This window comes from Rhizobium sp. BE258, from assembly GCF_031457345.1.
Classification (GTDB): domain Bacteria; phylum Pseudomonadota; class Alphaproteobacteria; order Rhizobiales; family Rhizobiaceae; genus Rhizobium.
Window position 1 is genome coordinate 317,923 of sequence record NZ_JAVDWL010000002.1, and the last position, 13,561, is coordinate 331,483.

At 61.1% G+C, this 13,561-nt stretch carries 12 protein-coding genes; 6 read left to right on the forward strand and 6 right to left on the reverse strand.

Annotated elements, in window-relative coordinates:
* Positions 1–269: 269 nt before the first annotated feature.
* The 4 genes from J2X43_RS06805 to apbC all read right to left on the reverse strand — a co-directional run bounded on the left by J2X43_RS06805 (position 270) and on the right by apbC (position 6,112).
* Complete coding sequence (locus J2X43_RS06805) at positions 270–1,451, reverse strand: cell wall hydrolase (RefSeq protein ID WP_310292446.1); 1,182 nt, start codon at positions 1,449–1,451, stop codon at positions 270–272.
* A 173-nt stretch (positions 1,452–1,624) separates the two neighbouring features.
* A complete protein-coding gene (locus J2X43_RS06810; protein WP_112390550.1) occupies positions 1,625–3,523 on the reverse strand; it encodes a potassium transporter Kup in 1,899 nt (632 codons plus the stop codon).
* Between the two features lie 18 nt (positions 3,524–3,541).
* Positions 3,542–4,519 (reverse strand): magnesium transporter CorA family protein, encoded by a 978-nt coding sequence (locus J2X43_RS06815; RefSeq protein WP_310293755.1) that lies wholly within the window; start codon positions 4,517–4,519, stop codon positions 3,542–3,544.
* Between the two features lie 426 nt (positions 4,520–4,945).
* Positions 4,946–6,112: an iron-sulfur cluster carrier protein ApbC gene (gene apbC / locus J2X43_RS06820; RefSeq protein ID WP_310292449.1), complete on the reverse strand. Its 1,167-nt coding sequence runs from the start codon at positions 6,110–6,112 to the stop codon at positions 4,946–4,948.
* Positions 6,113–6,587: 475 nt separating this feature from the next.
* Between apbC and J2X43_RS06825 the strand changes: the two genes are divergently transcribed.
* Positions 6,588–7,562 carry a small ribosomal subunit Rsm22 family protein gene (locus J2X43_RS06825; protein ID WP_310292453.1) on the forward strand — a complete coding sequence of 325 codons (975 nt, stop codon included), beginning with the start codon at positions 6,588–6,590 and terminating at the stop codon, positions 7,560–7,562.
* 45 nt (positions 7,563–7,607) lie between these two features.
* Here the strand turns inward: J2X43_RS06825 and J2X43_RS06830 are convergent, their stop codons facing one another.
* Both J2X43_RS06830 and J2X43_RS06835 read right to left on the reverse strand, forming a co-directional pair.
* Complete coding sequence (locus tag J2X43_RS06830) at positions 7,608–8,336, reverse strand: autoinducer binding domain-containing protein (RefSeq protein ID WP_112390554.1); 729 nt, start codon at positions 8,334–8,336, stop codon at positions 7,608–7,610.
* A 228-nt stretch (positions 8,337–8,564) separates the two neighbouring features.
* The gene (locus J2X43_RS06835; protein WP_112538105.1) at positions 8,565–9,359 is read right to left on the reverse strand and encodes an IclR family transcriptional regulator; all 795 of its coding nucleotides are present in this window, start codon (positions 9,357–9,359) and stop codon (positions 8,565–8,567) included.
* 111 nt (positions 9,360–9,470) lie between these two features.
* On the opposite strand from J2X43_RS06835, the gene J2X43_RS06840 reads away from it, so the two are divergent.
* From J2X43_RS06840 to J2X43_RS06860, 5 genes are all read left to right on the forward strand, one after another.
* Positions 9,471–10,241, forward strand: coding sequence for an SDR family oxidoreductase (locus tag J2X43_RS06840; RefSeq protein WP_310292458.1), 771 nt, complete (start codon positions 9,471–9,473; stop codon positions 10,239–10,241).
* The gene (locus J2X43_RS06845; protein ID WP_310292461.1) at positions 10,241–11,158 is read left to right on the forward strand and encodes a 2-dehydro-3-deoxygalactonokinase; all 918 of its coding nucleotides are present in this window, start codon (positions 10,241–10,243) and stop codon (positions 11,156–11,158) included. The genes J2X43_RS06840 and J2X43_RS06845 overlap by 1 nt, the downstream gene beginning before the upstream one ends.
* 13 nt (positions 11,159–11,171) lie before the next feature.
* Positions 11,172–11,804, forward strand: a complete 633-nt coding sequence (locus J2X43_RS06850; RefSeq protein WP_112538108.1) for a 2-dehydro-3-deoxy-6-phosphogalactonate aldolase — start codon at positions 11,172–11,174, stop codon at positions 11,802–11,804.
* Between the two features lie 5 nt (positions 11,805–11,809).
* Positions 11,810–12,700, forward strand: coding sequence for an SMP-30/gluconolactonase/LRE family protein (locus J2X43_RS06855; protein ID WP_112390559.1), 891 nt, complete (start codon positions 11,810–11,812; stop codon positions 12,698–12,700).
* A gap of 244 nt (positions 12,701–12,944) precedes the next feature.
* Complete coding sequence (locus J2X43_RS06860; protein WP_310292468.1) at positions 12,945–13,559, forward strand: PRC-barrel domain-containing protein; 615 nt, start codon at positions 12,945–12,947, stop codon at positions 13,557–13,559.
* Positions 13,560–13,561: the final 2 nt, after the last annotated feature.

Here is a 13,561-nt window from a genome sequence, read left to right on the forward strand (position 1 = left end):
TATGCCTCTATCCCCAATCCCGCTACCCCGGTCCTGTGGACGTCAGAGACATGGAATATAGAACCTTTCGGCCCGTTCTGAAGTCGCGCGCAACATAGTTTTAGGGATTGGTATAGTCAAGGCATAGGGCGCCTGCGCTCAGACATAAAATAATCGAGCTAGATCAAATACTTGATCTCAATTTAGGCGGCCTGGCAAAATTCGAGCGGGAGAATCCGCTTTATAGGCGCTGCAAGCTGCAGAGAATCCACAGCTTAGGCGGCTTCCGGTCAGCTCCAGCCGCCGCCATAGGTGCGGTAGAAGACGTGCAGACCGATACGGCCGACCTTCTCCATGGTCTTTGCCCATTTCGGACGGACATAGACGGCGTGGTAGTGGGTGGCGGAGCCGACCTGCGGCAGCCAGATCTTGCCTGCTGTCACCGCCATCGCCACTTCACGAGCCATGCGCCAGTGATATTGCGAGTTTACGCGGTCCTTGATGTTGTCGCAGGCAAAGGAGAACTGGCAGCGGTTTCGCCAGTCTTCGTTCTGATAGACGACGCCGCAAATGGTTTTCGGATAGGCCGGATTGCGGACGCGATTGAGGATGACCTGGGCGACGGCCGCCTGCCCCTTCACCGATTCGCCGCGCGCTTCGAAATAGATGCCTGAAGCCAGGCACTGCTGCTCGGCGGCCGAAAACACCGCCGGCGGAAGAATGCTGGCGGCCCAGGCATGATCCCTGGCGCCGATCTGCGGCACGAAGCGGCCGTCATTGGCGCTCTTGTCGGTGAGGATCGAATCGAAGGGCGACTGACGCGAATAGTCCGGGGCGGCCGGCGCATAGGCGGTTGCCAGCACATCCGGCTTGTTGTTGTTGACGAGGTCGGCCAGGAAGGTCGGCACCACGGTTTCCGGCTTGACCGGCTCCTTCTTATAGAAGGCCGTGGCGATCTCGATTTCCTTGCCCTTGATCTTCGGCTTCACGAAAGCCGACTTGTCCTTGAGATTGAAGCTGGGTTCGAACAGCAGCTTGGTGCGCTGGAGAATGGAGCCGGCGGTGAAATCCTTCGGTGGCTGCATCTTCTCGACGGCGACGACGCGGCCCTTCTTCAGGCTGCGATTGACGCGTTCTTCATCGGTGGTGTCCTCATGCCCCTTCCCTTCGGCGACGAAGGCGACCTTTCGGCCATCGGGCAGAACCATGCCGGCGCCGGCTGCGACCGTGCCGGTGACGATCGGATCGGCGAAGGTCAACTCCGCCTGATGGATGGAGCCGGCCGGCGAATTGGTCATCACCATGCGCCAGTTTTCGCGGCTCTCATCGAGACCTGCGAGCATGGCGGCGAGATCCGCATGCGAAACGATGCTGGGGAATGCAAGCCACCCGCAGATGCCGAAGATCGCGGGTGAAATCCAGTTTTTGGGCAGATAACGCAGCTTGCTGCTGAAAACGCTCTGTCGACGCAACGCCAGACTCCGGAACACGGGACGCATGAACACTGCATTGAAAATCTCTCATTAACCTTGATGCTTGGTTAATTCGCCGTCCCGGAATCTCTCCGTGAGAATTTTTTCATATAGCGAAACGCAAAGAACCCGGCACGAAGGCCGGGTTCCCTGAATTGCGATCTGGCGCGAGGTCAGATGATGACGTGCGATCCGAGCTCGACCACGCGGTTGGCCGGCAGGCGGAAATAGTCGGATGGATTGGCCGCAGCATTGGCGAGCGCAATGTAGAGGCGGTCCTGCCAGTAAGGCATGCCCGACTTCGCATCCGGCACCAGCTTGCGGCGGCCGAGATAGAAAGAAGTCGACATGATGTCGAACTTCAGTCCGGTCTTTCGAAGCGTCGCCAGCGCCTGCGAGACGTTCTGGGTTTCCATGAAGCCGAACTGCAGCTCGACACGCGAGAAGCGCTCGGAAATCGGCTCGACCTTGTAGCGGTCGATGCTCGGAACGCGCGGCTTGTTGACGGTACGGATTGTCAGGATGACGTTCTTGTCGTGCAGAACGTGATTGTGCTTCAGATTGTGAAGCAACGCGGCGGGTGCGGATTCCGGATCGCTGGTCAGGAAGATCGCGGTGCCCGGAACATGGGCCGGCGAATGATCGCTCTTCCGCTCGATCGAGCTGACAAAGGAGGCCAGCGGAATATCCGTGTGGCGGGTCTTTTCGGTGAGGATTGCAGTGCCACGGCGCCAGGTCCACATGATGACGATGAAGGCGGTGGCGATCAGGATCGGGATATAGCCGCCGTCGTGAATCTTCAGCAGGTTGGCGCCGAGGAAGATCAGCTCGAGCGCAAGCAGGGGCAGCAAAACGATCGCGGCCACCGGGATCGACCAGTTCCAGCGGGTGCGAACGAATTCGAAAGCCATGATCGAGGTGACGACCATCGCGCCGGTGACCGAGATACCATAGGCCGTTGCCAGCGCATCCGAGGTCTTGAAGGTGATGACCAGGAACATGACGCCGAGGAAGAGGACGGCGTTGACCGACGGCAGGAAGATCTGGCCCGTATTGGTTTCCGAGGTGAAAAGGATTTCCATGCGCGGCAGAAAGCCGAGGTTGATCGCCTGACGGACCAGCGAGAAGGCACCGGTGATGACGGCCTGGCTGGCGATGATGGTGGCGCAGGTGGCGAGCACGACGCCGAACGGCAGCGCCCATTTCGGGAACATCAGATAGAAGGGATCCGACATCGCCAGCGGATTGCCGAGAACGAGAGCGCCCTGCCCAAGATAGTTCAGCGTCAGCGAGGGGAAGACCAGCGCGAACCACGCCCACTGGATCGGACGGCGGCCGAAATGGCCGAGGTCGGCGTAAAGCGCTTCTGCCCCGGTGATCGTCAGGAACACGGCGCCCAGCACGACGATGCCGTAGAAGCCTTCATTTAGCAGGAAGCTGACGGCATAGTATGGGTTGAAGGCGGCGAGGATGCCGTAATCATCCGAGATGTGCGAGATGCCGACCAGTGCCATGACGATGAACCAGATCGCGGTGATCGGCCCGAAGAAGCGGGCCATCGTGCCAGTGCCGCGGGACTGGAAGGCGAACAGCCCGACAAGGATCGCCACCGAGATCGGCACGATATAGGGCGAGGCATTCGGCGCCACGAGCTTGATACCTTCGACCGCCGACAGAACCGACAGCGCCGGGGTGATCATCGCGTCGCCGAGAAAAAGCGCGGCGCCAGTGAGTCCGAGCGCGACGAGGATCGCAGTATGGCCATTCGCCGTTTTCATCAGCAAGGCGAGCAGCGACAGCGTGCCGCCTTCGCCTTCGTTGTCGGCGCGCAGCAAAAGCAGCACGTATTTGAGGGTGACGATAATGGTCAGCGCCCAGATCATCAGCGAGATCAGGCTGATGACTTCGAAACGGGTGAGACCATCCTGGGCGACCGGCTTCAGCGCTTCGCGGAATGCGTAAAGCGGGCTGGTACCGATGTCTCCATAGACGACGCCAACGGAGCCGAGCGCAAGATAAAAGAGTTTGCGCGGCGTCATGTGGCGATCGTGCGAATGGCTTTCGTCGGACATGAAGTTACAACAGGCTCCTCAGAGCCAGCCTTTCCATCGGAAAAAGAAAAACGGAATGATGGCGGATACGACCATCAGGCCCAGCGAATAGGGATAACCCGCGGCCAAGTGCAGTTCCGGCATGAATTCGAAGTTCATACCATAAATGGATGCGACGAGGGTCGGCGGCAAGAAGACCACGGATGCGATAGAGAAGATCTTGATGATCGAGTTCTGCTCGATGTTGATCAGGCCGAGCGAAGCATCGAGCAGGAAGGTGATGTTGCCGGCGATGAACGAGGCATGTTCGTTGAGCGACTGGATATCGCGCGACACCGTGCGGCAGAGTTCCTTGGTGTTCTGATCGTGCTGAACGGCAGGCACCGTATAAAAGAAGCTTGAAAGCCGGGAGAGCGATGCGAGGCTATCGCGCACCTTGGAGACCAGCCGGTGGTGGGCAGCGATGTCGCGCAGCTTTTCTTCCAGATAGTTCGACGGCTTGCGCACCTTCTTGGCGCGTTCGCCGAAGACATGGGTCGAGAGAATGTCGATGCGGGCAACGGACAGTTCGAGAATCTCGGCGGTGCGATCGACGATCGTTTCAAGCAGCTTGGCAAGCAGCGCGGCACCATTGCGCCACTGTTCCGGCACGCGATGAAGCGCCGCGATGAACAGCTTGAAGGATTTCGGATGGGCGTAGCGGATGGTGATCAGCCGGTTGCCCGACAGAATGAAGGCAACATCCGTCAGCGTCGGAGATGCGGTTTCGGCCTGCCAGACCAGCGAGGCGGTCATGAACACGTCGTCGCCTTCGGTGTAGAGGCGTGCCGAGGGTTCGATGTCCTTGAGGTCGTCGCGGGTCGGCACTTCGATGCCGATCACTTTCTCGACATAGAGCTCCTCCTCGCGCGTCGGCTCGATCAGATCGATCCACACGACGTCATCCGGAAACTCGTCCATCTTCGCCAGATCACGAATCTCGACGGACTTGCAGTTGGAGCAATAGGCGGTGATCAACGGGCCTGTCTCCAGCCGCGCTCGCGCCATGCCATCATCGCCATCATCGAACGCCCTTCCATCACGCGGCTGCCAAGAAGGCAGCGCTGAGGCTGCAAGCCTTGGAGACTAACGGAAACGGATAAAAAAAGTTCATACAACTCCGGCTGCGTCCGGCCGTTTGCCGGGTGCGCATTGTGCTCAACCGCATCGCAGTCACCAATCCTTCAACCGACAAGTCAACTCCGAACATGCAGGCTGGCCGGGAACCCCCGGGGGCAAAGGCGGCCGTCATCGAGCATCTGCAGAAACCGCCCTCATGGCGACGGCGGGGCATATGACGGAAAGCGGCGAAATAATCAAGACGTGTTACGTGAACTGCGCGTTTTCACCACATTTCCCCCGCAATTTGGGGTATGAGGCGGCCGCCCGAATCCGCCGTCTGTGCTATTCGAAGACAATTACAGGGGCCGGACGCTGCGGCTGTCCGCCGACCTCCGCCCAGACCTTGGCAGCGATGTCCTTATAGATCCCGGCGACGATGCCGTTCGGCTCGGAAGCCACCAGCGGCGTTCCGGCATCCGACGTTTCGCGGATGTTGATCGTCAGCGGTACTTCGCCGAGGAACGGTACGCCGATGCGCTCTGCTTCCTTGCGGGCGCCGCCATGGCCGAAGATATCGTAGCGGGTGCCGGTATCGGGAGCGATGAAATAGCTCATGTTCTCGACGATGCCGAGAACCGGAACTTCAACCTTCTTGAACATGTTGAGACCCTTGCGGGCATCGATCAGCGCCAGATCCTGCGGCGTCGAGACGATGACGGCGCCGGCGAGTGGCACCTGCTGGGCCATGGTCAGCTGCGCATCACCGGTGCCGGGCGGCATATCGACGACGAGAACGTCGAGTTCGCCCCATGCGACTTCACGCAGCATCTGCATCAGTGCCGACTGGACCATCGGGCCGCGCCAGATCATCGCGGTCTCCTCATCGACGAGGAAGCCCATCGACATGACCTTGAGGCCGTAATTTTCCATCGGGTTGATGATGCGGCCGTCGATCTGCGTCGGGCGGCCGGAAATCTTCAACAGGCGCGGCATCGACGGGCCGTAGATATCGGCATCGAGGATGCCAACCTTCAGGCCATTGGCGAGCAGGCCGAGCGCCAGATTGACTGCCGTGGTCGACTTGCCGACGCCGCCCTTGCCGGAGGCGACGGCGATGATCGCACCGATGCCCGGCACGCCGATCTTGCCGCTGCGCTGCTGCTGGGGCTGCGGGGCGTGAGAATGGGAATGGCCGTGGTGATCGTGGCCGGCATGGGATGCGGCCGGACGGGCGGCGGGAGCGGACTGCGAAGCGGCCTTCTTGTCGGCGGTCAGCGTGACCAGCGCGCCCTTGACGCCCGGCATTTCCTTGATGACGCGCTCGGCGGCCTGGCGCAGCGGCTCGAGTTCCCTTGCCCGTTCAGCAGGCACGGTGATCGAGAAATAGACCTTGGCATCGGAAATGAAGACGTCGGACACCATGCCGAGCTCGACAATATTGTGTTCGAGATCGGGACCGCGCACGGTCTTCAGCGTTTCAAGAACCTGTTCCTTGGTGACCTCAGTCATGCATTCCTCACGCGTATCTTTGCAGACACGTAGATAGTGGAGGGCTGCGCCTTCGCCAAACGAAATCGGCAATGAGGAACGGAAAACGCGCGATCGAATTCCGTTGCGGCCATCTGGTCCGCCAGGCTTTCGCCTCGATGGCCGCAACGGTCTCCCCGAGAACCGGCGCGATCAGACCGACCTAGCGCAATGGCCAAAAATGACCAGAGACAAAATCACACTAATAATTGGGGGGTGGGCACGATGGCGAAGGCGCCGTAACATAAAGGCAACAACCGCCGCCAGCGACCGGATGCAAGAGAAACGCATCTACAATCGTGGGCGGCGGCTGGCCGAAATGGCGCCATTCTTGGCGCTCTTTTCAAAGTCCCCTCTGGACCTCTGCCAGATAAGAAGCAAGGTGCATGCCAAGTGCTGCGCTTGGCATTGCGCGAGCCCGGCTGTATGGCGTGGGTGACCAGAATGGGCGACGACGATGGAACTGCCGAAGATCTTGCGTGAACGGGTGGAAGCGATGCTGGAGGGTCAGCCGCTGGATGCGCTGAAACGCGCCTCGGCGCGCCTTTCCAGCCGCTATCGGCAGGAGCTGCGTGATGGCAGCTTTCATATCAGCGACCAGCTGGCGGCCCATGCCTATCTGGCCGCCCGTCTGCCCGCGACCTATGCGGCGATCCGCGCCGCCCTCGAGATGATCGCCGAGGTGCGGCCAGACTTCGAGCCACAGCGGTTCATCGATGTCGGCGCCGGTCCGGGTTCGGCGCTCTGGGCGGCAGCCGATTGCTGGCCCGGTATCGGCGAAGCGACGATGGTGGAAGCCAGCGCCGCGATCCGGCAGACGGGACAGAGCCTTTCGGAGGGCCTCGATTTCCCGGCAAACTGGGTGGATGGCAATCTTCTCAAGGAGTTGCCCTCACTGCCACCTGCCGATCTCGTCACGCTTGCCTATGTTCTCGACGAGATCGAGCCGCACCAGATCGCTGCATCGATCGTCAAACTCTGGGCGTTGACCGGCGACACGCTGGTTATCATCGAGCCCGGCACGCCGGCCGGTTGGGACAGGATCCTGGCGGCTCGCGACGTTCTGCTTTCGAAGGGCGCCCATATCGTTGCGCCCTGCACGCACGCCCTCGACTGTCCGATCGCCGCACCGGACTGGTGCCACTTCTCCCGGCGCGTTTCGCGCTCGAAGATCCACCGGCTGGTGAAGGATGCTGAGGTGCCGTGGGAGGATGAGAAATACATCTTCATCGCCGCCAGCCGCTTCCCCGTCGCGCTGCCCGACGCGCGGGTGATTGCCCCGCCACAGGGCTCCGGCAGCGTCATCAGACTGAAACTCTGTCAGGACGACGGACGTGCAGCGGAACAGACATTATCGAAAAGAGATGGGGCCGCTTTCAAATGGGCGCGGCGGGCCGATTGGGGCGATGCCCGCGAAAAGGACAGCGGCTGATCGCGCTGCCCATCTTTGAAGCGCCGTGACGTTTTTTTCGGCAGGCTATTTGATCAGGCCGATGCGCAGCGCCTTGGCGACCGCCTGCGTGCGGTTGACGGTATCCAGCTTCTTCGTCGCCCGGTTCAGATAGTGGTTCACCGTATGCTCGGAGAGACCGAGGATATCGGCGATTTCGGCGCTGGTCTTGCCGGCAGCGGTCCAATTGAGGCAATCGACCTCGCGGTCCGTCAGCGTATCGGTCAGGCGGTTGTCGAGATTGCGGATCTCGGCCAGCCGGTCGAAGACATGGATGGCGATATAGGAGAGATTGCGCATCTCCTCCGGCGTATAGGGCTCGCGATCGCCAGCGAAGGAAACCGCGCCGCGCAGACCCGAAGGCTCATGCGTCGGGAAATAGGCGCAACGCACCATCCGGAAGCGCTCGAACAGCCCGGCGACCATCGCCGACTTGCCGTCGTCGCGCACCCAGCCTTTTGACGTGTCGTGGAAGAACGGTATGGACGAGGTGCGTAACCGGCGCAGCACAGGGCTGTTCATCATCAGCCCTTCCTGATCGTAGAGCGACAGGAGTTCTGCCGGCCAGCTGGTGATGACGGTGGTGCTCTGCAGTTCGAAGGACGTGATCGGCGGCAGGTTGAGAACCATGAAGGCACGGCTGCCGAAGGCGTCCGTTACCCGCTTCATGAAGCGGAAGATATCGAACTGGGTCTTCAGACCCGCTATCTCCTGGACATACCCGTCCGTCTGATCGGACGCTTGTGACAAAGCCATCTACTTCTTCATCTTCCCGAGCTTGCGGTTCAGATCAACTGCGCTGCTAAATTGCTAAACCTAAAACGAAAAATATGGTTCCCGGCCTTAAAATGCGCGGCCGGTCGAAACTTGTAACTATTTGACGAACTATCGCAGTTGGTGTGATTCGCCGGCAAATCTCAATATGGTCCTCATCATAAGCATGCTCTTCTTTTGCGTCCACCCGATGAAACCATCACGCCCGCGTTACCGGCGTGGACCAAGCCTGACGCGCATGCCTTCCATGATGCTTCCGGCTGCCTCGCGCACGGGCTCTGCCCATTCCGTCAGCCGCTCCATCGTCAGCCGGTAGGCGGGGCCGGTGATCGAGACGCCGCCGACCAGACTGCGATCGGGCGTCCAGATCGGCGCGGCGACGCAGCGGATACCCTGCTCGTGTTCTTCCCGGTCGAAAGCGCAACCCACCTTGCGGATGTCGGCGAGTTCGGCAAGCAGGCTTTCTGTGGAAGCCAGGGTGTTCTCGGTGAAGCGCTGAAACGGGATCACGGCGGCGAGCGCGGCGACTGATGCTTCCGGCAGGACGGACAGAGCCGCCTTGCCGACGCCGGTGCAATAGACCGGCGAGGCGTTGCCGATCTGCGAATACATGCGGACGGATTGCTGGCCCTCGACCTTGTCGAGATAGATGATCGAGGTGCCGCGGAGAACGCCGAGATGGACGGTCTCGCCGCTCATCGCCTGCAAGGCGCGCAGATGCGGCTCGGCGATCAGGCGGAATTCGTTCTTCGCCCAGCTGCGGGCGGCAAGATCGAGCAGGCGTAGTCCCGGCGAGTAGCGGCCCTCGCCATCGAGCTCCAGCAGTCCCTCCTCCACCAGATGCCCGAGTTGGCGATGCAATGTGCCGCGCGGCTGGCCGGCCTGCGCCAATATGTCCGTGAAGCGCAGCGGCCTTTCGGCATGGGTCACCAAATCGAGCAGGACCATGAGTTTGCCGAGCGTTCCGGTGTCGTTTTCGCCTTCTGTGCCTTTTCGCGGAACCATCCATCGCCTACCGTTGTGACCGCCTGCGGTCTTGACAGAGAGGCCAACGTAAATCGATAATTCCACATAGTCAAATTAAGTTCTAAATAATGGAACTACGGGAGGAATGCGGTGACGGGTGTATCGGCACGGTTTCCGGAATTCAGGGATCGGACGGTTCTGGTGACCGGCGGCGGATCGGGCATCGGCGCGGCCATCGTCGAGGGTTTCGCGCGCCAGGGCGCCAAAGTCTCCTTCATCGACATCGCCGAGGACGAGAGCCGCGCGCTTTCCATGCGGCTGTCACGGGACAGCGAGCACCCGGTTCATTTCTTCAAGGCAGATCTGCGCGATATCGAGGCTGTCAGGCAGACAGTCGATGCGGTTGTCGCCCAGTCGGGTCCGATCACCGTTCTCGTAAATAACGCCGCCCGCGACGACCGGCATGATTTCGATGCGGTGACGCCGGAATACTGGGACAACAATCAGGCGACCAATCTGCGCCATGTGTTCTTCACGGCGCAGGCCGTGGCGCCGTCGATGCGGGAGGCCGGCGGCGGGGCGATCATCAACATGTCGTCGATCGCCTTCCTTTTGAACATGCCGGACTTTCCGGCCTATTCCACCGCCAAGGCCGCCGTCATCGGGTTGACCAAGAGCCTGGCGGGCAAGCTTGGGCCTGACAATATCCGCGTCAACTGCATCCTGCCCGGCATGATCGTCACCGAGCGGCAGATGAAGCTCTGGCTCACCGAAGAGGGGATCGCCAGGACCGTCGAGCGGCAGTGCCTGAAAAGGGTGCTGAACGCCGACGCGATCGTCGGTCCCACATTATTTTTAGCATCCGATTGCGCGGCCGCAGTGACGGCGCAGTCCATGATTGTCGATGGAGGCATTTTCTGATGGCAAATCCCGCTTACGTCGCGGTTGACTGGGGTACGAGCAGTTTCCGGCTCTGGCTGATCGCCGAGGATGGCAGCGTGCTCGGCGAAAGCCGCGGCAGCGAGGGCATGACGGTGGCGGCGAAAACCGGCTTTGCCGAGGTGCTCGCCGCGCATCTCGACAAGGTCTCGGCACCGGCCGATCTCCCTGTCATCGCCTGCGGCATGGTCGGGGCCAAGCAGGGTTGGGTCGAGGCCGGTTATACCGACGTTCCGGCAACGCTCTCCTCGATCCTGACGGGTGCGGTCTCCGTTCCCGGCCAGGGCCGCGATATCCGCATTCTTCCGGGCCTCGCGCAGCGCGACAAGGCCTCGCCTGACGTGATCCGCGGTGAGGAAACCCAGCTGCTGGGAGCGCTCGGCGCGGAGAGCACCGGCGCGCAAGCGGTCTGCATGCCCGGCACGCATTCCAAATGGGTGCATGTGCAGGATGGCGAAGTCATCGGCTTCTCGACCTTCATGACCGGCGAGCTTTTCGACGCGATCACCAAACACACGATCCTGTCGCATGCCGTTGCCGGCGCCGACCAGTCTCCATCAGACAATTCGGCCTTCAAGGCCTCGGTGACGGCTGCGTTCCACCAGCCGGCGATGGCGACCAATCTGCTCTTTACCGCCCGCTCCGGCCAGCTGCTGCATGGGCTGACGGCTGCCGGCGCGCAGGCGAAGATCTCAGGCACGCTGATCGGCCTGGAGATTGCCGGAGCATTGTCGGATGCCGCCAACGATACGCCGATCGCGCTGGTCGCTTCCGGCCGCCTGCAGACGCTTTACGAAACCGCCTTCAAATCCCTGTCTCTTAAATTCACGACGATAGATGCCGATACGGCAGTGCTTCGCGGCCTCTCCGCAGCTGCTGCCGCCATCTGGTCAAAATAAGAAAGTTAAAGCCATGAACCGTGTTCCTTTCCCCTCCATGAAGCGCCCACTGATCGCCATCCTGCGCGGCATCAAGCCCGAGGAGACGGCAGGCGTCGTCGGCGCGCTGATCGAAAACGGCCTGACGGCGATAGAGATCCCGCTGAACTCGCCGGAACCCTTCAAGTCGATCGAGATCGCCGCCAAGATGGCACCATCGGAGGTGCTGATCGGCGCCGGCACTGTGCTGACCACCGAGGCCGTCGATAGCCTGCACAATGCTGGCGGCAAGCTGCTGGTGACGCCGAATGTCGAGCCTGACGTGATCATCCGCGCCCATGGCTACGGCATGGTTTCGATGCCGGGCGTCTTCACGCCGACGGAAGCGCTTTCGGCAGCGCGCGCCGGCGCCACCGGTCTCAAGTTCTTCCCGGCAAGCGTGCTCGGCCCGTCCGGCATCACGGCGATCCGCGCCATCCTGCCGCCGGAACTCGTCATTGCGGCTGTCGGCGGCGTCTCGGACAAGAATTTTGCCGAATACACCAATGCCGGGATCAAGGCCTTCGGTCTCGGCACCAGCATCTACAAGCCGGGAATGACCGTTGCAGAGGTTGCCGAGCGCGCCAAGGCGACCATTTTAGCCTATGACGCAGCCGTAGGAGCATAGGCATTATGACCGCTATTCATGAATTTGAAGGCAAAACACTTTGCGACACCAATTCCGTACTCGGTGAGGGCCCGACCTATGATCCGTCCACCGATACCGTGTGGTGGTTCAACATTCTCGGCAAGGAACTGCATGAGCTGACGCTTTCAAGCGGCAAGAAGAAGGTTCACGAGCTGCCGTTCATGGCAAGCGTGCTTGCCCGTATCGACGACAAGCGGCAGCTGCTGGCGACCGAAGAGGGCCTGTTCGTCCGCGATGTCGCCGATGGCAAGTTGACCTTCTACGCGGCGCTCGAAAACGACCAGCCGGAAAACCGCTCCAACGACGGCCGCACGCATCAGTCCGGTGCATTGTGGATCGGCACGATGAGCAAGCGGGCGGAAAATCAGGCAGGCTCGATCTATCACGTCGCCAAGGGCGGCGTCGTCACCAAGATCTTCAGCGGCATCAGCATTCCGAACTCCATCTGCTTCTCGCCCGATGGCACGATCGGTTATTACACCGACACGCGGATCAGCCGCCTGATGCGGGTGATGGTCGATCCGCAGACTGGCCTGCCCGCAGGCGAGCCGATCGTCATGGTCGACAGCATGGAAGATCCGGGCGGTATCGACGGCTCGGTCTGCGATGCCGACGGTTATATCTGGAATGCCCGCTGGGGTGCCGGCGTCGTTGACCGCTACAGCCCGGATGGTCTTCGCATCGCCCGCTATAAGGTACCCGCCGCACAGCCCTCCTGCCCGGCCTTCATCGGCAAGGATGCCGACCGCCTGGCGGTGACGACGGCGTGGGAAGGTCTCGACGAGACGGCCCGCTCCTCGCAGCCGCAGGCCGGTGCGCTGCTGGAACTCGGCGTCACCGTCAGGGGCGTCTTCGACCCGGCCTTCGTGGTCTGAAACGGGTCAAAATTGATGACAGGGGCATTCTTTGCGGAGTGCCCCTTTTCTCGTTCCGCGACAGGAAATCTGCAGCCTTTGAGATAAAAGTTCCCGAAAAATCGCGAGTTTTTCCAAGTTTTTCAGCGGAACCAATAACCTGCCCACCCATTTTCCCCTTCGAACCGGCACGGCATGGACGTCAGAAAACGAGGTGTCCGCCGCGCTAGAGATCACACTAGGGAATAAAAAAGGTAGGTACGAAATGACACGCAAACTCCTGACGACCGTTGCCGCTGGCGCCCTGTTTGCCACGGCTTTCGCACCGGTAGCTTTCTCGCAGACGGCTCCGCAGCCTGCGGCCCCCGATGCGACCCAGTCCGCCCCGGCGGATGCCACCGCACCGAAGATGCCCGAAGTGACGGCACCGGCTGGTGATGCCGCACAGGCTCCGGCCCCGGCTGCATCGACTGACACGGCACAAGCCGCTGGCGGCACCTATCTGACCGAACAGGGTGCAGACCAGATCAGCGCCAACACCTATATCGGCCAGTCGGTCTATACCGGTCAGAACGAAAGCATCGGTAACGTCACCGACCTGATCATGAAGAAGGATGGCGGCCTCGTTGCTGCTGTGGTCGGGGTCGGCGGCTTCCTTGGTATCGGCCAGAAGAACGTCGCCGTACCGATGGACAAGATCACCGTGGCCCAGAATACCCAGGACGGCAGCGTCAAGCTGACGACCACGGAAACGGCCGATAGCCTGAAGGCTGCGCCGGAGTTCAAGACGCTGCAGATGCAGGCAGCCGAGAAGACCCCGGCTGCAACGGGTACAATGCCGACGGATAGCACGGCAACCGGCTCGACCACGGCCAAGTAACA

Coding starts and splice junctions, on each gene's coding strand:
- apbC (WP_310292449.1), bottom strand. CDS start 6,112: ATGACTGAGGTCACCAAGGAACAGGTTCTTGAAACGCTGAAGACCGTG.
- J2X43_RS06835 (WP_112538105.1), bottom strand. CDS start 9,359: ATGGTTCCGCGAAAAGGCACAGAAGGCGAAAACGACACCGGAACGCTC.
- J2X43_RS06810 (WP_112390550.1), bottom strand. CDS start 3,523: ATGTCCGACGAAAGCCATTCGCACGATCGCCACATGACGCCGCGCAAA.
- J2X43_RS06830 (WP_112390554.1), bottom strand. CDS start 8,336: ATGGCTTTGTCACAAGCGTCCGATCAGACGGACGGGTATGTCCAGGAG.
- J2X43_RS06855 (WP_112390559.1), top strand. CDS start 11,810: ATGACCGCTATTCATGAATTTGAAGGCAAAACACTTTGCGACACCAAT.
- J2X43_RS06850 (WP_112538108.1), top strand. CDS start 11,172: ATGAACCGTGTTCCTTTCCCCTCCATGAAGCGCCCACTGATCGCCATC.
- J2X43_RS06825 (WP_310292453.1), top strand. CDS start 6,588: ATGGAACTGCCGAAGATCTTGCGTGAACGGGTGGAAGCGATGCTGGAG.
- J2X43_RS06845 (WP_310292461.1), top strand. CDS start 10,241: ATGGCAAATCCCGCTTACGTCGCGGTTGACTGGGGTACGAGCAGTTTC.
- J2X43_RS06860 (WP_310292468.1), top strand. CDS start 12,945: ATGACACGCAAACTCCTGACGACCGTTGCCGCTGGCGCCCTGTTTGCC.